Source organism: Pseudomonas fluorescens, assembly GCF_030344995.1.
Taxonomy (GTDB): Bacteria; Pseudomonadota; Gammaproteobacteria; order Pseudomonadales; family Pseudomonadaceae; genus Aquipseudomonas; species Aquipseudomonas fluorescens_BF.
Genome location: NZ_CP128260.1, coordinates 4,823,406 through 4,848,593, shown reverse-complemented (window position 1 = coordinate 4,848,593; position 25,188 = coordinate 4,823,406). Strand labels below are relative to the sequence as shown.

At 59.4% G+C, this 25,188-nt stretch carries 29 protein-coding genes; 24 read left to right on the top strand and 5 right to left on the bottom strand.

Features of this window, described 5'->3' with window-relative positions; all coding sequences use genetic code 11:
• Positions 1-59: 59 nt before the first annotated feature.
• A complete protein-coding gene (locus QR290_RS21625) occupies positions 60-713 on the bottom strand; it encodes an HD domain-containing protein (RefSeq protein ID WP_289203583.1) in 654 nt (217 codons plus the stop codon).
• A gap of 111 nt (positions 714-824) precedes the next feature.
• On the opposite strand from QR290_RS21625, the gene QR290_RS21620 reads away from it, so the two are divergent.
• The 10 genes from QR290_RS21620 to QR290_RS21575 all read left to right on the top strand — a co-directional run bounded on the left by QR290_RS21620 (position 825) and on the right by QR290_RS21575 (position 9,094).
• Positions 825-1,304, top strand: coding sequence for a GNAT family N-acetyltransferase (locus tag QR290_RS21620; protein ID WP_085607298.1), 480 nt, complete (start codon positions 825-827; stop codon positions 1,302-1,304).
• A 159-nt stretch (positions 1,305-1,463) separates the two neighbouring features.
• Entirely contained in the window at positions 1,464-2,126 is a 663-nt protein-coding gene (locus tag QR290_RS21615; RefSeq protein WP_289203582.1) for a hypothetical protein, read from the top strand.
• On the top strand, positions 2,123-2,617 hold the full coding sequence (locus tag QR290_RS21610) for a PAAR domain-containing protein (protein ID WP_289203581.1): 495 nt from the start codon (positions 2,123-2,125) through the stop codon (positions 2,615-2,617). The genes QR290_RS21615 and QR290_RS21610 overlap by 4 nt, the downstream gene beginning before the upstream one ends.
• A gap of 5 nt (positions 2,618-2,622) precedes the next feature.
• The gene (locus QR290_RS21605) at positions 2,623-3,357 is read left to right on the top strand and encodes an alpha/beta hydrolase (RefSeq protein ID WP_289203580.1); all 735 of its coding nucleotides are present in this window, start codon (positions 2,623-2,625) and stop codon (positions 3,355-3,357) included.
• Positions 3,354-3,869, top strand: coding sequence for a hypothetical protein (locus QR290_RS21600; RefSeq protein ID WP_289203579.1), 516 nt, complete (start codon positions 3,354-3,356; stop codon positions 3,867-3,869). Before QR290_RS21605 ends, QR290_RS21600 begins: the two co-directional genes overlap by 4 nt.
• Before the next feature lie 128 nt (positions 3,870-3,997).
• Positions 3,998-4,987, top strand: a complete 990-nt coding sequence (locus QR290_RS21595; protein ID WP_289203578.1) for a 2-dehydro-3-deoxygalactonokinase — start codon at positions 3,998-4,000, stop codon at positions 4,985-4,987.
• Between the two features lie 19 nt (positions 4,988-5,006).
• Entirely contained in the window at positions 5,007-5,627 is a 621-nt protein-coding gene (locus tag QR290_RS21590) for a 2-dehydro-3-deoxy-6-phosphogalactonate aldolase (protein WP_289203577.1), read from the top strand.
• Positions 5,628-5,674: 47 nt separating this feature from the next.
• Complete coding sequence (gene dgoD / locus QR290_RS21585) at positions 5,675-6,823, top strand: galactonate dehydratase (protein ID WP_007950849.1); 1,149 nt, start codon at positions 5,675-5,677, stop codon at positions 6,821-6,823.
• Between the two features lie 96 nt (positions 6,824-6,919).
• Positions 6,920-8,230, top strand: coding sequence for an MFS transporter (locus QR290_RS21580; protein WP_289203576.1), 1,311 nt, complete (start codon positions 6,920-6,922; stop codon positions 8,228-8,230).
• A 60-nt stretch (positions 8,231-8,290) separates the two neighbouring features.
• Positions 8,291-9,094: an IclR family transcriptional regulator gene (locus tag QR290_RS21575; RefSeq protein ID WP_289203575.1), complete on the top strand. Its 804-nt coding sequence runs from the start codon at positions 8,291-8,293 to the stop codon at positions 9,092-9,094.
• Here the strand turns inward: QR290_RS21575 and QR290_RS21570 are convergent.
• Positions 9,091-10,143, bottom strand: coding sequence for an NAD(P)-dependent alcohol dehydrogenase (locus QR290_RS21570; protein ID WP_289203574.1), 1,053 nt, complete (start codon positions 10,141-10,143; stop codon positions 9,091-9,093). The genes QR290_RS21575 and QR290_RS21570 overlap by 4 nt on opposite strands.
• Before the next feature lie 191 nt (positions 10,144-10,334).
• On the opposite strand from QR290_RS21570, the gene QR290_RS21565 reads away from it, so the two are divergent.
• A complete protein-coding gene (locus tag QR290_RS21565; RefSeq protein WP_289203573.1) occupies positions 10,335-11,225 on the top strand; it encodes an AraC family transcriptional regulator in 891 nt (296 codons plus the stop codon).
• A 66-nt stretch (positions 11,226-11,291) separates the two neighbouring features.
• On the opposite strand, the gene QR290_RS21560 is transcribed toward QR290_RS21565, so the two are convergent.
• Positions 11,292-12,956 carry an electron transfer flavoprotein-ubiquinone oxidoreductase gene (locus tag QR290_RS21560; protein WP_289203572.1) on the bottom strand — a complete coding sequence of 555 codons (1,665 nt, stop codon included), beginning with the start codon at positions 12,954-12,956 and terminating at the stop codon, positions 11,292-11,294.
• A 525-nt stretch (positions 12,957-13,481) separates the two neighbouring features.
• Between QR290_RS21560 and QR290_RS21555 the strand changes: the two genes are divergently transcribed.
• From QR290_RS21555 to QR290_RS21510, 10 genes are all read left to right on the top strand, one after another.
• Positions 13,482-14,231 (top strand): electron transfer flavoprotein subunit beta/FixA family protein, encoded by a 750-nt coding sequence (locus tag QR290_RS21555; protein WP_007950859.1) that lies wholly within the window; start codon positions 13,482-13,484, stop codon positions 14,229-14,231.
• Between the two features lie 2 nt (positions 14,232-14,233).
• Positions 14,234-15,163 carry an electron transfer flavoprotein subunit alpha/FixB family protein gene (locus tag QR290_RS21550; protein ID WP_007950863.1) on the top strand — a complete coding sequence of 310 codons (930 nt, stop codon included), beginning with the start codon at positions 14,234-14,236 and terminating at the stop codon, positions 15,161-15,163.
• An 80-nt stretch (positions 15,164-15,243) separates the two neighbouring features.
• Entirely contained in the window at positions 15,244-16,080 is an 837-nt protein-coding gene (locus QR290_RS21545) for a substrate-binding periplasmic protein (protein WP_289203571.1), read from the top strand.
• 9 nt (positions 16,081-16,089) lie between these two features.
• A complete protein-coding gene (locus tag QR290_RS21540) occupies positions 16,090-16,446 on the top strand; it encodes a DUF4398 domain-containing protein (RefSeq protein WP_170929392.1) in 357 nt (118 codons plus the stop codon).
• Positions 16,443-17,255 carry an OmpA family protein gene (locus QR290_RS21535; protein WP_115078820.1) on the top strand — a complete coding sequence of 271 codons (813 nt, stop codon included), beginning with the start codon at positions 16,443-16,445 and terminating at the stop codon, positions 17,253-17,255. Before QR290_RS21540 ends, QR290_RS21535 begins: the two co-directional genes overlap by 4 nt.
• A gap of 201 nt (positions 17,256-17,456) precedes the next feature.
• Positions 17,457-18,896, top strand: coding sequence for a PLP-dependent aminotransferase family protein (locus QR290_RS21530; protein ID WP_007950868.1), 1,440 nt, complete (start codon positions 17,457-17,459; stop codon positions 18,894-18,896).
• 74 nt (positions 18,897-18,970) lie between these two features.
• Positions 18,971-19,426, top strand: coding sequence for a translation initiation factor 2 (locus QR290_RS21525; protein ID WP_289203570.1), 456 nt, complete (start codon positions 18,971-18,973; stop codon positions 19,424-19,426).
• A gap of 166 nt (positions 19,427-19,592) precedes the next feature.
• The gene (locus QR290_RS21520) at positions 19,593-19,847 is read left to right on the top strand and encodes a YkgJ family cysteine cluster protein (protein WP_289203569.1); all 255 of its coding nucleotides are present in this window, start codon (positions 19,593-19,595) and stop codon (positions 19,845-19,847) included.
• Between the two features lie 41 nt (positions 19,848-19,888).
• Entirely contained in the window at positions 19,889-20,494 is a 606-nt protein-coding gene (locus tag QR290_RS21515) for an START domain-containing protein (RefSeq protein WP_085710898.1), read from the top strand.
• A gap of 313 nt (positions 20,495-20,807) precedes the next feature.
• Positions 20,808-22,901: an LTA synthase family protein gene (locus QR290_RS21510; protein ID WP_289203568.1), complete on the top strand. Its 2,094-nt coding sequence runs from the start codon at positions 20,808-20,810 to the stop codon at positions 22,899-22,901.
• A 61-nt stretch (positions 22,902-22,962) separates the two neighbouring features.
• On the opposite strand, the gene QR290_RS21505 is transcribed toward QR290_RS21510, so the two are convergent.
• Positions 22,963-23,121, bottom strand: coding sequence for a DUF3309 family protein (locus tag QR290_RS21505; RefSeq protein ID WP_169432680.1), 159 nt, complete (start codon positions 23,119-23,121; stop codon positions 22,963-22,965).
• A gap of 256 nt (positions 23,122-23,377) precedes the next feature.
• Here QR290_RS21505 and QR290_RS21500 point away from each other — a divergent pair, with 256 nt between their 5' ends.
• The 3 genes from QR290_RS21500 to csrA all read left to right on the top strand — a co-directional run bounded on the left by QR290_RS21500 (position 23,378) and on the right by csrA (position 24,915).
• A complete protein-coding gene (locus tag QR290_RS21500) occupies positions 23,378-24,193 on the top strand; it encodes an SDR family oxidoreductase (protein WP_289203567.1) in 816 nt (271 codons plus the stop codon).
• 64 nt (positions 24,194-24,257) lie between these two features.
• Entirely contained in the window at positions 24,258-24,590 is a 333-nt protein-coding gene (locus tag QR290_RS21495; protein WP_007950874.1) for a YnfA family protein, read from the top strand.
• Positions 24,591-24,729: 139 nt separating this feature from the next.
• A complete protein-coding gene (gene csrA, locus QR290_RS21490) occupies positions 24,730-24,915 on the top strand; it encodes a carbon storage regulator CsrA (protein ID WP_007950875.1) in 186 nt (61 codons plus the stop codon).
• Positions 24,916-24,921: 6 nt separating this feature from the next.
• Here csrA and QR290_RS21485 read toward each other — a convergent pair whose 3' ends face one another.
• Positions 24,922-25,149 (bottom strand): YheU family protein, encoded by a 228-nt coding sequence (locus tag QR290_RS21485; protein ID WP_003192759.1) that lies wholly within the window; start codon positions 25,147-25,149, stop codon positions 24,922-24,924.
• Positions 25,150-25,188: the final 39 nt, after the last annotated feature.

The window sequence follows — 25,188 nt, the reverse complement described above, 5'->3', positions numbered from 1 at the left end:
CCTGCGGCTTAGGTCTGAGCTTGGCGATCTCAGGATCGTGAATGACCGGAGTAACGGGTTCAGACGACGCCGATTTCTTCCTTGAATTGCTCCATGAAACCTTTCAGGCGTTGATGACGGATCTGTGCGATACGTTGGCCGGCAACGGTCTGGAAACCGTCGGCGAGGTGCAGCAGTTTGGTCTGGAAATGATCGAGGCAGAATCGCTTGTCGTCGTAGTCCCTTTCACGGGCCTCAGGATCGTGCGGGTCGTACAACGCGCTGCCCATGCGCCCGGCGGTGTAGAAGGTGCGGGCGACGCCGAGCGTGCCGAGGGAGTCGAGACGGTCGGCGTCCTGCATCAGTCGGGCTTCGAGGGTGAGCGGGGTGATGTTGGCGGAAAAACTGTGGGCTTCGATGGCGTGGGTGACGGCATCGATTCTGGCTTCGGGCCAGTTCACTTTTGCCAGCACCTTTGAGGCTTTTTCCGCTGCCAGACGCGATGCCTGTGAGCGTAGCGGCGAGTTCTTTTCTACCGCGACACAATCGTGCAGCAGCACTGCCGCCAGAAGGACTTCAAGGTCGCCACCTTCCTCGGCCTGCAAGGTACGCGCGTTATGCCAGACCCGTTGCAGGTGCGACAGGTCATGGGCGCCGTCTTCCGACGGTTCCAGCGCGTGGGGCAGCAGTTCGGCGGCGAGTTCTGTGAGCGGGGAAAAAGCGAGATTGTTCATGGGAGTCCTTGCGAGTCATCGGCCGCGCTAGCCTAATCCGCGGATTGCCATGTGACGAGCGCCGCGCGCCGCCTTAGTATGGCGTTTTCCTTTTTCCGACAAGGCCCGTCCATGACGATCGAAATCCGCCCGGCGACCCCCAGCGATGCTCCGCAAATCCTCGCGTTCATCACCGAATTGGCAGACTTCGAAAAGGCCCGTCACGAAGTCATCGCCAGCGTCGCCGACATCGAGCGCAGCCTGTTCAGCGAAGGCGCCACCGCCCACGGTCTGATCTGCCTGCGCGATGGCGTGCCGATCGGTTTCGCGGTGTTCTTTTTCAGCTATTCGACCTGGCTGGGCAGCAACTGCCTGTACCTCGAAGACCTCTACATCACCCCCGAGCAACGGGGCGGCGGCGCCGGCAAAACCCTGCTGCGCCACCTCGCGAAAATCGCCTGCGCCAACGACTGTGGCCGGTTCGAATGGAGCGTGCTGGACTGGAACACCCCGGCCATCGAATTCTACAAATCCCTCGGCGCCCAGCCGCAGGAAGAATGGGTGCGTTACCGCATGGATGGCAAGGTGTTGCGCGAGTTTGCCGAGGGCTGAACAAATAGTGGCAATCTGATTGCTGATTCGATTGTCCAAACCGCTCTAGTCCGGCATTCTACGCGCCATTTTTGCGCGCTCACGGACGACACCTGCAATGCCTCTGGCACTCTTTCTCCACGCCCGTGGAGCCTTCGCTGCGTCAACGAGTGACCGGCGATGAGCGGACTACGGGCGTCGATCCGCCTGTACGGCCTGGTCAAAAACCTCGGCTCAAGCGACAACCCGAACCGCCAACCGGTGGACATCCTCTGCACGGTGAATCGCATGGGCGGCAAAGCCATCCGTGCGTTTGTCTCGCGCCTCGATGCCGAGCTGATGATGCGCAGTGCGGGCTACGACGACTACCGGGTGATACCGCTGCGTACGTTCGATCCGAACGGATTTATCGATGCGCATCAAGGCTGGCTGACATTGCACGTGTGCTGCGGTTTTGTCGCGCCGGTCGGGCAATCGATTTTCCACCAAGGCGCGCTATCGCCGATGGGCTGGTACGTCTACTCGGAAACCGGCCGCTGGACAGCAGAGCGCTATCTGGAACTGGGCCCACAAATGGCCGAGCTGCTGCAAACCACCTACGACCAGCATCGACTGACCGGCTACAACACCTGGCTCAACCAACTCGACGACGCCACAACTGCAGAGTTGAACTGGTTTGCCGATGAAGCCTGGCAACAACTGCAAACCCTCACACCCCCGAACAGCCGCGAGCATTGTCACGCGCTGTTTGATTCCGTCGACAACCGCTGGCGTTTCGCCGCGACCGACGTCGATCTCTATCAGCCTCACCCGGAACCTCTGAAGCAAGGAGCTTTGAATTGAGTGGTAAACCCGCTGCACGCGTCACCGACCCAACAGCCTGCCCACTGCCTGGCCACGGCAACAACCCGATCGTCTCCGGTTCGCCGGACGTGTTCTTCGACGGACTCCCCGCTGCGCGCATGACTGATAAATCGGCGTGCGGCAGCCCGATTACCGGCGGTGTTTCCGCCACGGTCTTCATCAACGGCCTGAATGCCGCGATGCTCGACAGCACCGGCGGGCACGGCAATGTCGTGGTCGGTGGGTCGGGGACGGTGATTATTGGACAGAGCGGGGGAGGGGCGGCGTTTAGTGGGTTGTTGCCGATGCCGGTGCATTTCAATGATCGGATGCAGGTGATCAATGAAGCCACGGGAGAGCCTATCCCCGATCATCCTTATGCGATTCAGCGAGGTGATGGACGCATTGAGCATGGCATCACCGACGAGCGAGGCTTCACCCATATGGTCAGCTCCCATTTACCCGAAAAAATCAAACTGTTTGTAGAGTGACCGAAATGGAAGTCGAAAATCCTGCGCTGAAAGATTGCAAAACCGAAGTTGCTGGTCATGATTTGACCTGCAAGACGGATCAAACTGTCAAACAAGCTGCGGTTAACGTAAGAAAGGTAGCGGTGTTTTTTATTGGCGGTGCTGGGGATAAGGAACAGTACTATCAAAACGAACCTCCTCATCGTAATGTGGTTAACGCACTGAATCTTCTACTGGATAGTCTTAGTCCTGAGCAGAAGCTGGAGGTTAATCTTCCTTATGTAAGCTATAAGGATGTTCGTGGTGAGAAAGATATTCAGAAATATGTAATTCGTCCGTTAAAGGGTGATAAGTCGGTTTATATTGTCATCGTTGGTCATAGTCTGGGTGGATGGAATGGAGCCCACTTGACTTCGATTCTTAAAGAGCGCGGTTATACCGTGAAAATATTGGTGACGCTTGATCCTGTGGGCGGCGGTACAGGTGTCTGGATGGTGTCAGATATATACTTCACGACACCGAAGCCTGCAGCAGATTATTGGATAAATATATTGGCATCCCCTAAGTCCACGGATGATTCGGATACCGTTGCCAGCATTGGGGAACGTTGGATTATGACCTCTGGTCCGGACATTAATGAAGCGATCGATGCCAACCACTACAAGGCGAGAACGATGTTCGGCACAAAACTTCAAGGTGGCAAATCGGCGTGTGACATTGTTTATGAAAGGTTGACCAAATATCTGGAGGCTACGAAGTGAAGCAATGTATTGTCGTGTTGATGTTCTTGTTGTGCTGTTCTTGCGATAAGAGGCCGGTTCTTCCCGTCATTGATTTGGATTACATTTCCGTCAGTGGCAGGGATGATCGCTCAACCCTGAATATAAAGTTTGCTTCGAAAACGGATGTGTTGAATTTTTTTCAGAATGCGACGGGTGAAAGCCAGTTGGGTGAAGCTTTATATTGTTCTCTGGACAGGCGTGTTGAGTTTGAGGATTTTGATCGGTTGACTCAGTATCTGGTTGGTAATCTCGTCGAGGTCGAAAGTTCTGAACACGGTATGGCTCATGTTTACGTGTCTAAGTTGTCCGCTTTGAAAAAAGAGGACGAGGGAGTGTCAAATGTTTTTATGTTACCAGGTGAGTTACTGACGGCGCTGAATGAACGAGATACCGTCTCCTGCAGAGTATTCACTTCGGCTTACTCATCCGGAGGGCATTATTCGAAGCCAATGCTGATTCCGGCAAACGACCTTGTGCGTGCCATTCAATAGGTACGTGATCAGTACAAAGCTGATCGGTAATTCCCAAAATATGGGATGCAAAATTACATATTGAGATTTCCAGCCTGAGAGGTCTATAGTCCAGCTCACTCACTGCCAATAACAAAACAGGTGAAGCGATGCTGGCGCAATTGATCGCGCTCGATTGGGGGACGACCTCACTACGTGCTTACAAACTCGCGGCGGGCGGGCAGGTGCTGGCGCAGCGGTCGCTGGCGTTCGGGATTATGCAGTTGCCGAAGACGCCACGGATCATCAACGGTCGTGAATGCGCCGACGGTTTTGAACTGGCGTTCGACGAGGCCTGCGGCGACTGGCTCGACGCGCAGCCCGATTTGCCGGTGATTGCCTGTGGCATGGTCGGTAGCGCTCAGGGCTGGCGCGAAGCGTCCTACCGCGATACGCCGGCCAACGTGGCCGATCTCGGAAAATCCCTGCAAACCGTTCGCAGTCTTCGCGGTGTCGATGTGCATATCGTGCCGGGTGTGATTCAGCGCTCGACGCTGCCGAACGTGATGCGCGGCGAGGAAACCCAGGTCCTCGGCGTCCTGCAGAGTCTGCCGGTCGAGGCGGGCAATGATCTGCTGATTGGCCTGCCCGGCAGTCATTCGAAATGGGTGGAAGTGGCCGACGGCTGCATCACCCGTTTCGACACCTTCATGACCGGCGAAGTGTTCGCCGTGCTCAGCGAACACAGCATTCTTGGCCGTACCCAACAGCACAGCGCGACGTTCGACGCCGAGGCATTCGATCGCGGCGTGCAGGTGGCGTTGTCGGCAGAAGGCGAAATCGGCGTGCTGTCGACCCTGTTCAGCGCCCGCAGCCTGGGCCTGACCGGCGAACTCGGCGCCACCGCGCAACCGGATTATCTGTCCGGCCTGTTGATCGGCCATGAGCTGACAGCATTGGCCGCCGTGCAACGACGCCGGCGCAACAGCACACATCTTCCTTCGATCATCCTCATCGGCAACGCGCAGTTGTGCGCCCGCTACAGCCGTGCCCTCGACGCCTGCGGTTTCGCCCAAGTGACTTTGGCGGAGCAAGCCACCGAGCGTGGTCTGTGGCAACTGGCGCTCGCCGCCGGACTGATCGATTCCTCATCCCGTTGACCCTGACTGGAGGCCTGACATGCTCAAGCAAGCACTGGCGCAAAACGGTCTGATCGCGATCCTGCGCGGCCTGCATCCGCAGGAAGCCGCCGCTGTCGGAGAAGTCCTGTATGCGGCCGGATTTCGCGTCATCGAAGTACCGCTCAATTCCCCCGCGCCGTACGAAAGTATTCGCATCCTGCGTAAGACCCTGCCCGTCGATTGCCTGATCGGTGCCGGCACGGTGCTGACCCCGGAACAGGTGGAGTTGGTGAAGGAGGCCGGCGGCCAGGTGATCGTCATGCCCCACAGCGATGCCAAGGTATTGCGGGCAGCGAAAGCGGCAGGGTTGTACCTGTCGCCGGGTGTTGCCACACCGACCGAAGCCTTCGCGGCGCTGGAGGAGGGCGCGGACATTCTCAAGCTGTTCCCGGCCGAACAGATGGGCCCTGCGGTGGTGAAAGCCTGGCTGGCGGTGTTGCCGGTCGGGACGATTCTGGCGCCGGTCGGCGGCATCACGCCGGACAACATGCAGGCGTTCATCGACGCCGGCGTCAAAGGCTTCGGCCTCGGGTCCGGGCTGTTCAAGCCGGGCATGACGACTGAGCAAGTGGCGGTCAATGCCAAGGCCTACGTGGCGGCCTGGAAAGCCCTTCGCTAAGACTTTTTGGCGCTGTGTGCGCTGCATCTGACAAGAGAGACAAAAAGATGAAAATCACCAAACTCACCACCTTCATCGTCCCGCCGCGCTGGTGCTTCCTGAAAGTCGAAACCGACGAGGGCGTGACCGGTTGGGGCGAACCCGTGGTCGAGGGCCGCGCTCACACGGTCGCCGCAGCGGTCGAGGAATTATCCGACTACCTGATCGGCAAAGACCCACGCAACATTGAAGACATCTGGACTGTGCTGTATCGCGGCGGCTTCTACCGTGGCGGCGCGATCCACATGAGCGCACTGGCCGGCATCGACCAGGCGCTTTGGGACATCAAGGGCAAGGCCCTCGGTGTGTCGGTCAGCGATCTGCTCGGCGGTCAGGTGCGGGACAAGATCCGTGTGTACTCGTGGATCGGCGGCGACCGTCCGGCTGATACCGCGCGGGCCGCGAAAGAGGCGGTGGGCCGTGGTTTTACGGCGGTGAAAATGAACGGCACCGAGGAGCTGCAATTCCTCGATACCTTCGAGAAAGTCGATCTGGCGCTGGCGAACGTTGCTGCCGTGCGTGATGCGGTGGGGCCGAACGTCGGCATCGGCGTCGACTTCCATGGCCGGGTACACAAACCCATGGCCAAGGTACTGATGAAGGAACTCGACCCGTACAAACTGATGTTCATCGAAGAGCCGGTGCTCAGCGAAAACTATGAAGCGCTGAAAGAACTGGCACCGCTGACCAGCACCCCGATTGCCCTTGGCGAGCGGCTTTTTTCGCGCTGGGATTTTAAACGGGTGCTGAGCGAAGGTTACGTCGACATCATCCAGCCGGATGCGTCCCACGCCGGCGGCATCACCGAGACCCGCAAGATCGCCAACATGGCCGAAGCCTACGACGTGGCGCTGGCACTGCATTGCCCGCTGGGGCCGATTGCGCTGGCGGCGTGTCTGCAACTGGACGCCGCTTGTTACAACGCGTTTATCCAGGAACAGAGCCTGGGCATCCATTACAACGAGAGCAATGACCTGCTCGATTACGTGAAGGATCCACGGGTGTTCGACTACGACAAAGGCTTCGTGAAAATTCCGAACGGCCCGGGCCTGGGGATTGAGATCAACGAGGAATACGTGATCGAACGCGCGGCGGTCGGCCACCGCTGGCGCAACCCGATCTGGCGGCATGCCGATGGCAGTTTTGCCGAGTGGTGAGTCGCTGACTTTTTGCCGCATCCAGTAAGTCAGATCTCCAGGGAGCGGAGATCTGCATACCCTCGACCTCAATAAACATAAGAAGAGGCGCTCCCTATGCAACCGCAAACCCTCACTGGGCAAGCGACGTTAGTCACGCCCAGCCGCAAGCGATTTTTTATCATGGTGTTGCTGTTCATCACCGTGGTCATCAACTACCTCGACCGCAGCAACCTGTCGATTGCCGCCCCGGCACTGACGACGGATCTGGGCATCGATCCGGTGCACGTCGGGCTGATCTTCTCCGCGTTCGGCTGGACCTACGCCGCGATGCAAATCCCCGGCGGATGGCTGGTAGACCGGGTGCCGCCGCGCATCCTTTATAGCGTCGCGCTGCTGTTGTGGTCGCTGGCCACCGTGATGCTCGGTTTCGCCGCCAGTTTCATCGCGCTGTTCGTGCTGCGCATGGCGGTCGGTGCGCTGGAAGCACCGGCTTATCCGATCAACAGCCGCGTGGTGACGACCTGGTTCCCCGAGCGTGAACGGGCCACGGCTATCGGTTTCTACACCTCCGGGCAGTTTGTCGGGCTGGCGTTTCTGACCCCGGTGCTGGCGTGGCTGCAACATGAATTTGGCTGGCACATGGTGTTTGTCGCGACCGGCGCGGTGGGCATTGTGTGGGCGGCGATCTGGTACGCGGTGTATCGCGAGCCGCGTGATTTCAAAGGCGCCAATCAAGGCGAAATCGACTTGATCCGCGAGGGTGGCGGGCTGGTGGACATCGCCGCCGAAACCGCCAAGGTGAAGGCGAAATTCAGCTGGGCCGATCTCGGCATCGTCCTCAGCAAGCGCAAGTTGTGGGGAATCTACCTCGGTCAGTTCTGCCTCAACTCGACGCTGTGGTTTTTCCTGACCTGGTTCCCGACCTACCTGGTGAAATACCGCGGCATGGACTTCATAAAGTCCGGTCTGCTGGCGTCGCTGCCGTTTCTCGCTGCGTTCATCGGCGTGCTGTGTTCCGGATTCTTTTCCGACTTCCTGATTCGCCGTGGTTGCACCGTCGGATTTGCGCGCAAGCTGCCGATCATTGGCGGGCTGCTGATTTCCACCTCGATCATCGGCGCCAACTTCGTTGAGTCGACGCCGTTGGTGATTGCCTTCCTGGCGCTGGCGTTTTTCGGCAACGGGCTGGCGTCGATCACCTGGTCGCTGGTGTCGACACTGGCACCCGCGCGGTTGCTGGGCCTGACCGGTGGGGTGTTCAACTTCATCGGCAACCTGTCGGCGATAGCCACGCCGATTGTCATCGGCTTCCTGGCCAGCGGCGATTCGTTCGCCCCGGCGATTACCTACATCGCGGTTCTGGCATTGATCGGTGCTTTGTCCTACGTGTTGCTGGTGGGTAAGGTCGAGCGCATCGAGTTGTAGTCGGCTATGTCGGGCGACCATAATGCCGCCCGTTCCCTCGCTCAACGCTAAAGGCTGGATATGCAGGAAGAAGCCCCAAAAACCGCCAAGGACGCCGCGCCGACCGGCACCCAGACCCTGCTTCGCGGGTTGGGTGTGGTGCAGGCCGTCGCCAGTGGCGCCCGCGATCTCAAAGAGATTGCCCGCCTGATCGGCACCACGCGCAGCACCACCCATCGTCTGGCCAGTTGTCTGGTGGACGAGCGCTACCTGCGCGTCGTGCCGCAAGTCGGTTATCTGCTGGGGCCGAAGCTGATCGAACTGGGTTTCCAGGCGCGCGAAGAGTTGCCGCTGGTGACCCTGGCCGGGCCGTATCTGGACGAGTTGTCGGCACTGACCGGCGATACCGTTCACCTCGGGATTCGTGAAGGCGACGAAGTGCTTTATCTGTTGAAGAATCCGGGGCGCAATGGCCCGGAAATGCGCTCGCGGGTCGGCCATCGCATGCCGCTGGCGCGCACCGGGATCGGCAAGGCGCTGATGCTGGATGACGCGCCGCAGGACTGGCAGCGTCTGTACGACATCAGTCTGCCGGCGGGTGGGAAAAGTCAGTTCTGGCCGCAGCATCCGCAACAGTCGTGGGAGCAACTGGAGCAGCGGATGACCGAGTACGTGGCCGGCGGTTACGCGTTCGATCTGGAAGACAACGAACCGTCGATCCGCTGCGTGGCGGCGCCGATCCGCGACGCGAGCAAGCGCATCGTCGCGGCGGTCAGCATCGCCAGCACCGTGCCGTACATGCCGCTGGAAAAAATGGCCGAGCTGATTCCCCTGATCAAAGGGGTCACGGCCCGGCTCTCGGCTGAGCTTGGCTTGAAGGTTTAAAGCTTCAAGGTCGCCATGTCGATCACGAAACGGTACTTCACGTCACCGGCGATCATGCGGGCGTAGGCTTCGTTGATCTGGCGGATGTCGAGCATTTCGATGTCGCAGCTGATGTTGTGCTCGGCGCAGAAATCCAGCACTTCCTGGGTTTCGGCGACGCCACCGATCAACGAACCGGCCAGTACCCGGCGACCCAGCACCAGTTTCGCGGCGTGGACCGGCGGATCGATCGGTTCGATCAGGCCCACCAGAATGTGCACGCCGTCGAAGCGCAGGGTGTCGAGGTACGGGTTGAGATCGTGCTGCACCGGAATGGTGTCCAGCAGGAAGTCGAAACGACCGGCTGCAGCTTTCATTTGCTCTTCGTCGGTGGACACGATCACATGATCGGCGCCCTGACGACGACCTTCCTCGGCCTTGCTCACCGAGCGGGTAAACAACGTCACCTCAGCGCCCATGGCTTTGGCGAACTTGATGCCCATGTGGCCGAGGCCGCCCATGCCGAGAATCCCGACCTTGTCACCGGCTTTCACGCCGTAGTGCTTGAGCGGCGAATAGGTGGTGATGCCGGCGCAGAGAATTGGCGCCGCAGCCGCCAGATCCAGCTTCTCGGGGATGCGCACCACGAAGTGCTCGCTGACCACGATGCTGTCCGAATAACCGCCCATGGTGTTGCTGCCATCTACTCGGTCCGGAGTGGCATAGGTCATGGTCGGGCCTTCGAGGCAGTATTGCTCGAGGTTCGACTGGCAGGCTTCGCAGGTGCGGCAGGAGTCGACCATGCAGCCCACGCCGACCAGATCGCCGACCTTGTGTTTGGTGACGTTCGCACCGACGGCGGTGACTTTTCCGACAATCTCGTGGCCGGGCATCAACGGGTAAACGGCGATGCCCCATTCGTTGCGCGCCTGGTGGATGTCGGAGTGGCAGACGCCGCAGTACAGGATCTCGATGGCGACGTCGTCCGCTCGAGGGGTGCGACGTTCGAACTTCATCGGGGCGAGGGGAGTGGTGGCCGTTTGAGCGGCATAGCCGATGGCGGTGTACATGTGAAACCTCGCAAAAGCAGTGACAAGTGAGGCGGCGCATTCTGGGCGCCGTCCGGTCGTCCGGCCATGGCGATTCCTCCGGGTGTCATGCCTAATCCTCCGGCATGCGGGGTTGATCGGTCGCATTGGCAAAAGGATCTGCGATGATGCTTTCATCCCTTTTTCCGTGATTTTTTCTGAAGAGCCACCCGATGCAATTGACCCGTCACCTTGATGCCAACGCCACCCTGGTTTCGCTGATCGAACCGCTGGCGCTGCGCGATGGTTACAGCCAGACCGGGCTGCCGGGCGTGCAGGTGTTGCGCGCCAGTTGCGACGTCGCCCGTGGCCCGCACATTTATGAACCGAGCCTGATGATCATCGCCCAAGGCAGCAAACTGGCGTATCTCGGGCCGCGCACCATGGAATACGGCGCCGGGCATTACCTGATTCAGGCGTTGCCGGTGCCGTTCGAGTGCGAAACCTATGCGTTGCCGGACGCGCCGTTGCTCGGCGTGTCGGTGGCGATCGACCGGGTGCTGCTCGGTGAACTGGTGCTGGCCATGGGGCTGGCGCCGGGGCGGCATATTCCGGCACAGACACCGGAGTCGATGACTTCGGTGGTGCTTGATGATGGCATGCGCGGTTGTGTCGAACGCTTGTTGCGCTGTCTGCTCGATCCGCTGGAGTGCCAGATTCTTGGGCCGGCGCGGGTGCGAGAGTTATTGTTCGTGGCGTTGCGCGGACCACAGGCCGATGTGTTGCGGGCATTGGTGGAGCAGCAGGGGCAGTTTGCCCGTGTCGCGGCTTCGATCAGCCATTTGCACTCGCACTACACCGAGCCGTTGAACGTCGAGACATTGGCCAGTTGCGCGAACATGAGCGTTTCGACCTTTCATGAGCATTTCAAACGCAGCACGTTGCTGTCGCCGGTGCAGTATCTGAAGCGTTTGCGCTTGTTGAAGGCGCAGACATTGTTGATCGCTGAAGGATTGGGGGTTGCGCAGGTGGCGCATCGGGTGGGGTATCAGAGTACGTCGCAGTTCAGCCGCGAGTACAAACGCTACTTTGAACGCAGTCCGGGGGATGAGCGAGCGGCTTGATTTTCGGCAAATCGCAGGCAACAAAAAGGCCCCGGTATTGGGAGCCTTGATGTTCAGCGGTTCGACTTACATATTCGGATAGGTCGGGCCGCCGGCGCCTTCCGGCGTCACCCAGGTGATGTTCTGCGAAGGATCCTTGATGTCACAGGTCTTGCAGTGCACGCAGTTCTGGGCGTTGATCTGGAAGCGCTTCTCGCCGTCTTCCTTGGTGATCACTTCATATACGCCGGCCGGGCAGTAGCGCTGCGCCGGTTCGTCATACAGCGGCAGGTTCTTGCTCAGCGGGATGGTCGGGTCGGTCAGCTTCAGGTGGCACGGTTGTTCTTCTTCATGGTTGGTACCGGAGATGAACACCGAGCTCAGCTTGTCGAAGCTGATCTTGCCGTCGGGTTTCGGGTAGTCGATCTTCTTGCAGTCGGCCGCAAGCTTGAGGCAAGCGTAGTCCGGCTTGGTGTCGTGCAGGGTGAACGGCAGTTTGCCGCCGAAGATGTTCTGGTCCAGCCAGTTGAAACCGCCGCCGACGATGGCGCCGAACTTGTGGATCGCCGGGCCGAAGTTGCGGCTGGCGAACAGTTCTTCGTAGAGCCAGCTCTTCTTGAACGCATCGACGTAAGTGGTCAGCTCTTCAATGCCGTCCTTTTCAGCGAACAGCGCGTCGGCTACGGATTCAGCGGCGAGCATGCCGGACTTCATCGCGGTGTGGCTGCCCTTGATCTTGGCGAAGTTCAGGGTGCCGAGGTCGCAACCGATCAGCGCACCGCCCTTGAAGACCATTTTCGGCAGCGAGTTCAGGCCGCCTTTGCAGATCGCACGTGCGCCGTAGCTGATGCGCTTGCCGCCTTCCAGATATTGCTTGAGCACCGGGTGATGCTTGAGGCGCTGGAATTCGTCGAACGGCGACAGGTAGGTGTTGCTGTAGGACAGGTCGACAATCAGGCCGACTACGACCTGGTTGTTTTCCAGGTGATAGAGGAAGGAACCGCCGGTGTTCTCGGTGCCCATGATGTCCATCGGCCAACCGGCGGTGTGCACCACCAGGCCTGGCTGGTGTTTGGCCGGGTCTATTTCCCAGATTTCTTTCAGGCCGATGCCGTAGTGCTGGGCGTCGGCGTCGCTGTCGAGGTTGTAGCGTTTGATCAACTGCTTGCCGATGTGGCCACGGCAACCTTCGGCGAACAGCGTGTATTTGCCACGCAGTTCCATGCCTGGGGTGTACAGGCCTTCTTTCGGATGACCTTCGCGGTCAACGCCGAGGTCGCCGGTGATGATCCCGCGTACCACGCCGTTTTCATCGATCAGCGCTTCCTGAGCGGCGAAGCCCGGGTAGATTTCCACGCCCAGGTTCTCGGCCTGCTGAGCGAGCCAGCGGCACAGGTTGCCGAGGGAGATAATGTAGTTGCCTTCGTTGTGCATGGTCTTGGGCACAAAGAAGTCAGGAATTTTCTGCGCGCTTTCGGCGTTTTTCAGCACGAAAATGTCATCGCGGGTGACGGGCGTGTTCAGCGGGGCGCCGAGTTCTTTCCAGTCCGGGAACAGTTCATTCAGGGCTCGTGGTTCGAATACGGCACCGGACAGGATGTGCGCGCCGACTTCGGAGCCTTTTTCGACCACGCAGACGCTGATTTCCTTACCGGCTTCGGCGGCCTTCTGCTTCAGACGGCAGGCGGCGGACAGGCCAGCGGGGCCGGCACCGACGATGACCACGTCGAATTCCATGTATTCGCGTTCCACAGGCTATCTCCTACTCAAGGCTCAACAGTTTTTTTTCTAATTTGGAGGTTCGGTGTCGTATCCGTTATTGCCTTTACGTTAACGTCAAGGCTAATAATGGGCAAACCACCTTTCTCTCTAGGCGGCGCATTATATCTACACCACTCTTAGCGTCCAATACAAACGTTTGTTTGAATCGGCTCCAGCCCAGAGAAATCAAAGAAGCGCGGCTTATGACAGGGCATTTTGGCGTATTGACCAGAATGGGCGTTCCGGTCAAGATACGGGCGGTTTTGCGCTCGCCGTAGGCTGAATGGTGGTTTCAAGAGCACCTCTAAAGACAGGGCGTAGGCGGTAACCGGTGATGCGCAGCGCAGGTTCGGCGCGCAGTTTACACACCGCGAAGCGGCATGACTCGTCGGTCACGACTGACGAACGGTCATCCCGCTCAGCCGGCGTTTTTAGAGGTGCCCTTGTGCCCGATGAGCATCAACCGCCAGGTTCGCCTAGGCGACTTTCTTTTCACCGGAGAGTAACGAGGAATCCATGAAGGTTCTTGTAGCTGTCAAACGCGTTGTGGATTACAACGTCAAGGTTCGCGTCAAGGCGGACAATTCCGGCGTAGACCTCGCCAACGTCAAGATGTCGATGAACCCGTTCTGCGAAATCGCAGTGGAAGAAGCCGTACGCCTGAAAGAAAAAGGCGTTGCGACTGAAATCGTCGTCGTCTCCATCGGCCCGTCCACCGCTCAGGAACAGCTGCGTACCGCACTGGCTCTGGGTGCCGACCGCGCCATCCTCGTCGAATCCGCTGAAGACCTGACTTCCCTGGCCGTGGCCAAGCTGCTCAAGGCCGTGGTCGACAAGGAACAGCCTCAGCTGGTGATCCTGGGCAAACAGGCCATCGACAGCGACAACAACCAGACCGGCCAGATGCTCGCTGCACTGAGCGGCTACGGTCAGGGCACTTTCGCCTCGAAAGTCGAAGTCTCCGGCGACAGCGTTGCCGTGACTCGCGAAATCGACGGCGGCGCGCAGACCGTTTCCCTGAAACTGCCAGCGATCGTCACCACCGACCTGCGTTTGAACGAGCCGCGCTATGCGTCCCTGCCAAACATCATGAAAGCCAAGAAGAAGCCTCTCGAGACGCTGACTCCGGACGCTTTGGGCGTTTCCACCGCCTCCACCAACAAGACCCTGAAAGTCGAAGCGCCGGCTGCACGCAGCGCGGGCATCAAGGTCAAGTCGGTGGCTGAACTGGTCGAGAAACTGAAAAACGAAGCGAAGGTAATCTGATCATGACTATCTTGGTAATCGCCGAACACGACAACAAGGTGCTGGCTCCGGCCACCCTGAACACCGTGGCTGCCGCTGCCAAAATCGGCGGCGACATCCACGTTCTGGTTGCAGGCCAGGGCGCGGGCGCCGTAGCTGAAGCCGCCGCGAAAATCGCTGGCGTGAGCAAAGTCCTGAACGCTGACAATGCTGCCTACGCGCATCAGCTGCCGGAAAACGTTGCTCCGCTGGTAGCCGAGCTGGGTGCTGGCTACAGCCACATCCTCGCTGCCGCCACTTCCAACGGCAAAAACATCCTGCCGCGTGTTGCTGCCCAGCTGGACGTTGACCAGATCTCCGAGATCATCTCGGTAGAAAGCGCTGACACCTTCAAGCGTCCGATCTACGCCGGTAACGCCATCGCTACCGTGCAATCGACCGCTGCGATCAAAGTGATCACCGTGCGTGCCACCGGTTTCGATCCGGTTGCCGCTGAAGGTGGTTCGGCTGCCGTTGAATCGGTTGCCGCTGCTCACAACGCCGGCACTTCCAGCTTCGTCAGTGAAGAACTGGCCAAGTCCGATCGTCCTGAGCTGACCGCTGCCAAGATCGTCGTATCCGGCGGCCGCGGCATGCAGAACGGCGACAACTTCAAACACCTGTACGCTCTGGCCGACAAGCTGGGCGCTGCCGTTGGTGCTTCCCGCGCCGCGGTCGACGCAGGTTTCGTACCGAACGACATGCAGGTCGGTCAGACTGGCAAGATCGTTGCACCACAGCTGTACATCGCCGTCGGTATCTCCGGCGCGATCCAGCACCTGGCCGGCATGAAAGACTCCAAAGTGATCGTTGCGATCAACAAGGACGAAGAAGCGCCGATCTTCCAGGTGGCCGATTACGGCCTGGTGGCGGACTTGTTCGAAGCCGTACCTGAGCTGGAGAAGCTGGTCTAATCCGGCCGCTTCACTTATAAAGAGCCCGACCTTTTGGTCGGGCTTTTTTTTGTCTCGGATTTGAGTGGGAGCGTTTCGCCATGGATCTGCATCGTCGGTTGGGCTGCTCGTGGTTGCTGGGGCTGGCATTGTTGCCGGGCCTGTCGGTGGCGGCGGGCAAGTGCGAGCGGCTGGTCGTCACCGGCAGCCCGGATGCACCGCCGTACCTCTGGCAGGATCCGCAGAACCCCAAGCAACTGATCGGCGCCAGTGCCGACCTGTTGCAACAGGTGGCCAAGGGTTTGGGCATCAAAGTCGAACTGCTGTATGCCGGCAAGCGTTCCCAAGCCCTCGACGAAGTACGCAGCGGGCGAATGGACATGCTGGCCGACGCACCGCTGACCTTCAATGAGCTGGAAAACCTCGACTACATTCATCCGCCGTTGCTGGAAAACGATTACCTGGTCTGGACGCGCAAAGGCTCGACACTGGCCTACAGCGAAGCCAAGGACCTGCACGGGCATACCGGCGGCCTGTCGGAAAAGTCTCGAATGACCCCGGCATTCGGCACTTTCGCCGAGCAGCAATTGACCCTGACCCGTACGGCAAACCTGACCCAGGCGTTTCAGAAACTTCTGCTGGGCGAGGTGGAATATGTACTCGCCGGGCGCTACTCGGGCATGGCGGCCGCGCAGGCACTGGGCATGGCCAATGATTTGCTGGCTTTTGAACAACCCATCGACCGCCCCGGTCTGTTCCTCGCGGTTTCGCACAACTCGGCCTGCAACGATCCGTGGTTGCGCGGACAGCTGGCCAAAAAGATGACAGAATTGCCCGCGTCCGGCCTGACGGAAGCCGCGCTGCAACGCAACATCGAGCGCTGGAAGGCGCAGCAGCAACAGCCGCCGCAACAACCTGTCAGCGCCCCAAAACAGTAGGGATTCTTAGTGAGTAATCGACTTCTTTTCGCGGCCATGGCCGTTCTGGCCCTGGCCGGTTGCGCCAGCGATCCGGCACCCAACGAACAAATGCGCCTGACCGAGCAAGCCCTTGAGCAAGCCAAAGCCGTGGGCGCCACCGCCGAAGACGTGCCGGAAATGAAACTGGCAGAAGACAAATTCAACCGGGCCAAGGGCAGCATGGCGGGTGAGTCCTACAAGAATGCGCGGATGCGATTCGAACAGGCCGAACTCGACGCACGTCTGGCGGAAGCCAAAGTCTTGACCCAGAAGAGCGAAGAGCAAGTGAACGTGCTCAACACCCGCATCGTCCGATTGCGTAAGCAACTGGGGGATGCCCAATGAGCCTGAAGTCCAAAGCCCTCGGCACGCTGATCCTTGTCGGTTGCGCCAGCCTTTACGGCTGCGCCGGTCAGCACAGCGAATCCGCATTGCAGCAGGCCAGCACCGACTTCCAGAAGGTCAAGGAAGATTCCAACGTGCTGCGCATCGCGCCGAAAGATGTGATCCGCGCCGGTGAATCCCTGGCCCGTGCCGATCGTCTGTCGACGTACTGGGGCAGTGGCTCGGACGTGGTGCATTACGCCTACCTGAGTCAGCGCTACAGCGAAATCGCCCGTGAGCACACCAATCAGGTACTCAACGAAGAGCGTGCAGCGAAGCTGGAGCTGGAGCGCCAACGCCTGCAACTGGCACTGCGCGAGTCGAAACTGCTGAGCGTGCAACAGCAGGGCAAATGGCTGGAAGAGCAGATCGTTGCACTGGCCACTACCCAGACCGACCGTGGTCTGGTGATGACCCTGGGGGACGTGCTGTTCGACACCGGTGAAGCCGAACTGAAAAACTCGGCCAATCGCGTTGTGCTGAAGATCGTGCAGTTCCTGCAACTCAACCCGAAACGCGTGGTGCGCATCGAAGGCTATACCGACAGCACCGGCGGCAAACAGGAAAACCTCAAACTGTCCCGCGACCGCGCGCAGTCGGTGGCGGACGTGTTGACGGATCTGGGCATCGACGAAAAACGCATTCAGGTCGAAGGCTACGGCGACGAATACCCGGTGGACGCCAACGCTTCCGAGCGTGGGCGTGCGCAGAACCGTCGGGTGGAAATCGTGTTCTCCGACGAAAAAGGCCAGCTCGGCGCCGCCCGCTGAGGGTGGCGTTACTGGAAAGCCCGGGCTGTCAGGCAGCACCGGGCTTTTTTACGTCTGTCGATTACCTCACAAAGCAGTACAGATTTAACCGACACAGCACTGTATGGTTGACTAATATGGCAACTGTCCCAGTACACTTCCAAACTGTTCCGGTATTGTTTCACACAAGAATAAAACGCCCGTGAAATCGAGTGCTGCGTCATGACCAATCTCTTGCTCTACCAACGTATTGCTCAACAGCTGGCCGAAGATATCCGCCGTGGCGTCTATCAACCGGGCGAGCGCGTGCCTTCGGTGCGCAAGATGAGTTCGCAGCTCAACGTCAGCCATGCCACGGTGTTGCAGGCTTACGCCAACCTCGAGGATCAGGGCCTGATCCGCGCGCGGCCGCAGTCCGGTTACTACGTGCACCAGACTCCCGCACTGACGGCGCCAACGCCGGACATCGCCCGGGTCGAACGGCCAGGCCTAGTCACCCGTAGCAGCATCATTCAGCAAGTATTGGTCGAATCCCGTCGTGAAGGCGTGTTCCCGCTGGGCGCGGCGGTGCCGAGTGTCGATTACTTGCCGGTGCGCGCCCTGCATCAGCAACTGGCCAAGGTCACCCGGTTTCACAGCCCTCGGGCGTTCAGCTACATGTTCAGCCCCGGTTTCGAACCATTGCGCCGGCAAGTGGCGATTCGCATGCGTGATGCAGGCGTGGTCGTTGACCCCTCGGAAGTGGTGATCACCCACGGTTGTGTCGACGCCTTGCAGATGTCGTTGCGAGTGCTGACTCGCCCCGGCGACCTGATCGCCGCCGAATCGCCAACTTATTATGGGTTGTTGCAATTGGCGGATCTGCTGGGCCTGAAAGTCATCGAGATCCCCAGCGACCCCGCCACCGGCATGAGCCTCGAAGCCCTGCAACTGGCGGCCAACCAATGGTCGATCAAGGCGCTGGTGCTGACCACGCGCCTGAGTAACCCACTCGGCGGCACCATGCCCGAGGAGCGCCAGAAACAGCTGCTGAGACTGGCCTCGGACTTCGATATCCAGATTGTCGAAGACGACATCTATGGCGAGTTGATGTTCGAGCAGGGCCGCACCAAGTCGCTCAAGGCCTACGACCGGCTCGATCGGGTGATCTATTGCTCGAGTTTTTCCAAGACGTTATCGCCCGGTGTGCGCATCGGCTGGATGATCGCCGGCAAGTATCAGCAGGAAATCCAGCGCTTGCAGACCTTCAGCACCCATTCGGCGTGCAGCGTCACGCAAATGGCCATCGCGGCGTACCTCGAAAACGGCGGCTATGACCGGCATTTAAGGTACATACGTCAGGAATACCGAAAAAATCTCAGCGCGTTCCAGCTGGCGGTTCAGCAGTACTTTCCCGAGGGTACGCAGATGACCCGGCCGACCGGCGGATTCATTCTGTGGGTCAGTCTGCCGGGGCGGGTCAACACTCAGGAATTGCACGTGCGGGCGCTGCAACAGGGCATCAGCATTGCGCCGGGCCTGATCTTCAGCAACACCGAACAGTTCAACCACTGCATCCGGTTGAACTGCGGCATCCCTTGGAATCGCGAGGCGGAACGGGCGCTGATGACCCTCGGGATGTTGGCGACGCAGCTCTGCCAGGAGATGGCCGGCGGATTTTGAAACAATGGCGGAGCTTGTCATGTGACGTCCAACAGGCGAGCATATGGCCCTCTGCCGTTAGCTTCGTTGGGTTCATGAAAGCGAAATTTTCTGCCGCCTGGGTTGTGCTCTGCCTGTTGATGATGGGTCATGTGCCTGGTGCAATGGCGGCCGCGGCTCAGGAAAAAACGCCGGCCACGGCCAAGAAAACCGTTCCAGCGAAGAAAGAACCACAGAAAAAGGCTGCTCCCGCCAAGAAGCGCGCTCCGGTCGCTTCCAAGTCCAAGTCGGCGAAGGAAGTCGCCAAGACGCCGTTGCCGTCCGCGAAGCTCGATTTGAGTCTGCCCAAAGACATGGTTCAGGAATTGAAGCCGCCTGGCTCCGTGACGCTGCCCAAGCGCGACACGATCCTGCCGCAGATGTTCGGCGACAAGAACAGCGGGTTCCAGCTCAACGGCCGTTTGCTCAGCAACGAAATGCAGTTGCAGTTGCGCAATGAGGAGCGTCGGGAAGTCGAAGGCGCGGCGCTGGATTTCGAGTTCAAGCAATAAATCGTCCCCATCGGTGACCCGCAGACCAGACGCTTTGTCGGAGACTGGTCAGTCACTTTTATTTCTGCGTAAAAACCCCGGTTCAGGGAATTTAAAACAGCCGTTTAAGCGGTTACCCTGTTCCGCGTCCCTTTAACACATTGCCCGCTGCGAGGAATGCGTCGTCATGAAATGCCGTGAAGGCTGTGGCGCCTGCTGCATTGCCCCTTCCATCAGTTCGCCGATTCCAGGCATGCCCGATGGCAAACCTGCCGGTGAACGCTGCGTTCAGTTGTCGGTCGATAACCTGTGCAACATTTTCGGCCGACCGGAGCGTCCGGCGGTCTGTTCAGGATTCAGGGCCGATCCCGACGTCTGCGGCAGCAGCCAGGAAGACGCGATCAGACTGCTCGGCTGGTGGGAGCAGATGACGGCGGCGTGATGTGTCAAACGAACGGAACTTCAACAATAAGGAATAAGACTATGGGTTCGCTGCATCGTATCGCTGTGTTGTGTGGTTTGACTGCCGTGCTGGCCACCTCGGCCGCCCAGGCTGAAGACTGGAAAGTCGCCAAGAACGAGGACGGCATCAAGGTCTCCCTGAGCGAAGTGCCGGGTTCGGACTACAAGTCTTATCAGGGTGTGACCTTGATGAAGACCACCGTCGCCAAACTGCGCGCCTTGCAGGAAGACGTCTCCGGTGCCTGCGCATGGATTCACGAGTGCAAGACCCAGAAACTGCTCAAGCACGAAGGTGACCAGAGCTGGACCTACACTCAGTTCAATACGCCATGGCCGGTCACCCCGCGCGACTCCATCCTGCATGTCACCACTGTTGAAGGCGCCGATGGCAGCCTGACCCGCAATCTGGAAGGCGTGCCGAAGTACCTGCCTGAAGAAAAGGGCTTTGTGCGGGTCGCGCAGGTCAAAGGCTTCTGGAAGTTCGTGCCAAAGGGCGATCAGGTTGAAGTGACCTATCAGGTTCACACCGAGCCGGGCGGCAGCGTGCCATCGATGATCGCCAACAAGTTTGTGGTCGATGCTCCGTTCAACACCCTGAAAGCCTTGAAAGAACGCGCCGAGAAGTAACTGTCGCGTTCATCTGTAAACGCCCCGAAGAACTCGGGGCGTTTTGTTTTCCAGGTTTATTGTGTTTCCGGATATGCGTTGAACGAAATTTTCACAAAGTCTCCAAGACAATTCGCCCGCGCTGTTTGCACCTGTCCCGGTGTGCTGTGCCTTGAATGAAAGCGTCCGGCAGCGGGCACTAATCAATGGCAATGCCGCCGATGATCGTGCAACATTTGCGCTCCGCGCAAGCCCCGGGGCCTGGAATGGCCAACAGAGGGCAGGGCGCAGCTGAATTTTTGCAACTTCAACTTCCAATGGGTCCTAAAACGACATGGCAAACCCGGACGCCCTGAGTCAGCAGCGATCTTCCAGTCGCCTGCTGCAACCGACCGTCAAATCGCATCTGGCCTACACGCTCCTTTGCGCGCTGGTCATGATGGTGATGTTTTCCGTGCTGCGCCTCGCGCTGCTGGTCTACAACCGCGAGATGATCCTCGACACCCCGGCCTCGACTTTCCTCGAAGCCTTCGCCAACGGCCTGCGCTTCGATATTCGCCTGGTGGTGTATGTCTGCATTCCGCTGGTGCTGGCGCTGTTCAGCGCCCGGGCCATGGCGGCGCGTGGGTTCTTCCGTCTGTGGTTGACTGTCGCTTCGAGCATCGCGCTGTTCCTCGGCCTGATGGAGATGGACTTCTATCGCGAGTTCCACCAGCGCCTCAACGGCCTGGTGTTCCAGTACGTGAAGGAAGACCCGAAAACCGTGATGAGCATGCTCTGGTACGGTTTCCCGGTGGTGCGCTACCTGCTGGCGTGGGTCGTGGGCACGCTGATCCTGACCCTGGCGTTCAAGGGCGCCGACCGTCTGACCCGTCCACGTGGCCCGTTCAGTGGTGGCAACGTCGGCACCCGTCAAGTGGCGCCATGGTATGCGCGTCTGGCGGTATTCGTGGTGTGCCTGCTGATCTGCGTGGTCGCCGCTCGCGGCACACTGCGTCAAGGCCCGCCGCTGCGTTGGGGTGACGTGTACACCACCGATTCGAACTTCGCCAACCAGCTCGGCCTCAACGGCACGCTGTCGCTGATCGCGGCGGCCAAGGACCGGATGGGCGAGGATCGCGACAACATCTGGAAAGCCACGCTGCCGCAGGATCAGGCGCAGAAAGTCGTGCGCGAGATGCTGGTGATGCCGGACGACAAACTGGTAGATGCCGATATCGCCGCCGTGCGTCGTGAATACACGCCGCCTGCCGACAAGATCCTGCCGATCAAGAACGTCGTCGTGATCCTGATGGAGAGCATGGCCGGTCACTCGGTCGGTGCTCTGGGCGCGCCGGGCAACATCACGCCGTACCTCGACAAACTGTCGAAGGAAGGCCTGCTGTTCGACCGCTTCTTCTCCAACGGCACCCACACCCACCAGGGCATGTTCGCCACCATGGCCTGCTTCCCGAACCTGCCGGGTTTCGAATACCTGATGCAGACCCCGGAAGGCAGCCACAAACTGTCCGGCCTGCCGCAGTTGCTCAGCGCGCGCAACTATGACGACGTGTACGTCTACAACGGTGACTTTGCCTGGGACAACCAGTCCGGTTTCTTCAGCAACCAGGGCATGACCAACTTCGTCGGCCGTAACGACTTCGTGAACCCGGTGTTCTCCGATCCGACCTGGGGCGTGTCCGACCAGGACATGTTCGATCGTGGTCTGGTGGAACTCAAGGCGCGGGAAAACGGCAAACCGTTCTACGCGCTGCTGCAGACCCTGTCCAACCACACGCCGTACGCCTTGCCGACGCCGTTGCCGGTCGAGCGCGTCACTGACCGTGGTCCGCTCAACGAGCACCTGACCGCCATGCGTTACGCAGACTGGGCGCTGGGCCAGTTCTTCGAGAAGGCCCGCAAGGAGCCGTACTTCAAGGAAACCCTGTTCGTCATCGTTGGCGACCACGGCTTCGGCAACGAGCGTCAGATCACCGAAATGGACCTGGGCCGCTTCAACGTGCCGATGCTGATGATCGCACCGGGCATCCAGGAAAAATTCGGTACCCGTGACCACACTGTGGGCACCCAGATCGACATCGTGCCGACCATCATGGGTCGCCTCGGTGGCGAAGTGCGCCATCAGTGCTGGGGCCGCGATCTGTTGAACCTGCCGCAGGGTGACACCGGTTTCGGTGTGATCAAGCCGTCGGGCAGCGAGCAGACCACCGCCATCGTCACCGCCGACCAGATTCTGGTGCTGCCGAAAGAGAAGGAAATGGCGCCGAAGATCTACCAGTACCAACTGGGCGCTAATCCTTCTGCCGAAATCATTCCGGATGCACCGCGCACTGCCGAGCTGAAACTCAAGCTCGAAGCGTTCCTGCAAACGGCCACCAAGAGCCTGATCGACAACACCGCCGGTGTGATTAACGGCAAGCCGGACTGATCATTCAGTGCAATAAAAAAGAGGCCCTTTGAAGGGCCTCTTTTTTTTGTCGGTCAAACAGTCATATCCGACCGAGTAACAACAGCACCAACAGTACTACCAGCACCACACCGATAATGCCCGAAGGGCCATAACCCCAACTTCTGGAGTGCGGGAAGACCGGCAGACCACCGATCAGCAACAGGATCAGGATAATGATTAGAATTGTGCCCATGTCTATTTCCTTGTTGATAGTGTCTGTGAAGTCTTGGTGTTCAAGGGCGGCTGGAAGTTGAACTAAATCCAGACGGCTTACAAATTCCGACTGGTGCGCGTGAAAGAAAATTCAATGTTTTTTTAAGGTATTTGGCTCGCGTGCTTATTTCGTTTGCTGTCGTGGTTTGCCCTCGCCATTCAGCAATCTGATGGAGCGTGGGTCGCTGATGATCCTTCGCTACACTCCGCGCATCTTCCCCGGAACAACAAGGCTGTCTGCTATGCAAAATCGCATGATGATCACTGGCGCGGGCTCAGGCCTGGGTCGCGAAATCGCGCTGCGCTGGGCGCGTGAAGGCTGGCAACTGGCCTTGTCCGACGTCAGCGAGCCTGGTTTGCAGGAGACTCTGAAACTGGTTCGCGAGGCCGGTGGCGATGGCTTCATCCAGCGCTGCGACGTGCGTGATTACAGCCAGCTCACCGCGTTTGCCCAGGCCTGCGAAGTGAAACTTGGCGGCATCGACATCATCGTCAACAACGCCGGCGTGGCCTCGGGCGGTTTCTTCAGCGAACTGTCGCTGGAGGACTGGGACTGGCAGATCGCGATCAACCTGATGGGCGTGGTCAAGGGCTGCAAAGCGTTCCTGCCGCTGCTGGAGCAGAGCAAGGGCAAGATCATCAACATCGCCTCAATGGCCGCGCTGATGCAGGGCCCGGCGATGAGCAACTACAACGTGGCCAAGGCCGGTGTGGTGGCGCTGTCGGAAAGTCTGTTGATCGAACTGGCCCAGCAGGAAGTCGGGGTTCATGTGGTCTGCCCGTCATTCTTCCAGACCAATCTGCTGGATTCTTTCCGTGGCCCGACGCCGGCGATGAAAGCCCAGGTCGGCAAGTTGCTGGAAAGTTCGCCCATCACCGCGGGCGATATTGCCGACTACATCTACAAACAAGTCGCGGCCGGCGAGTTCATGATCCTGCCCCACGAACAAGGGCGCATGGCCTGGGCGCTCAAACAGAAGAACCCGCAGTTGCTGTACAACGAAATGACCGCGATGGCCGAAAAGATGCGCGCCAAGGCCAAGCAGAACAACGGCTGAACTTGCCCGGCGTTCGCCGCATCGTTAGGGTGGCCGCAACAGTCACCCTGACGAGATGTCTTGCATGCTCAACTACCTGTGGTTTTTCCTCGCCGCGCTGTTCGAAATCGCCGGCTGTTTCGCGTTCTGGATGTGGTTGCGCCAGGGCAAGAGCGCCTTGTGGGTGATCCCCGCGCTGATCAGCCTGACCCTGTTCGCGCTGCTGTTGACGCGCGTCGAAGCGACCTACGCCGGTCGCGCCTATGCCGCATACGGCGGCATCTACATCATTGCTTCGATTGGCTGGCTGGCGGTGGTCGAACGCATTCGCCCGCTGGGTTCGGACTGGATCGGTGTGGCGCTGTGTGTGATCGGGGCGAGTGTGATCCTGTTCGGGCCACGGTTTTCCGCGAGCTGAATCTTGCAGTCCTGAAGGAAACGTCTGAAGGCACGCGCGCCTTGGCGCGTAGGGAATGACTGAATTGCCCGGCGTGCATTGTAGGGCGGTCGAAACCCGCGCATCTTCAAGGCTCGCAAACCTTGAAGGACACCCCCCCATGCTTGTACTCAGCCGTGTTGTCGGTGAACTGATTTCCATCGGCGACAACATCACTCTGCGCGTTCTGGCGGTCAACGGCTCCAGTGTGCGGTTCGGCGTCGAAGCGCCGGAGCAGGTCGGCGTGCATCGCGCCGAGGTCTACGAACGGATCCAGCGCAAACAGGCCAGCGGCAAGGGCCGCTGACCGTTTTCAGTCGAACAGGTGCTTGGGCACGTCGTGCTTGAGCATCAACTGGCATTGCTCGCTTTCCGGATCGAAGACAATCAGCGCCTGGCCTTTGGTCAGCGCCTGGCGAACCCGCAGCACGCGGGTTTCCAGCGGCGTGTCGTCACCGTTGTCGGTGCCGTCACGGGTGACGAAATCCTCGATCAGGCGGGTGAGGGTGTCGACTTCGAGCGCGTCGTAGGGAATCAGCATGGGCACCTCGGCTAAATCAATGTCGGGATGCTACGGCGA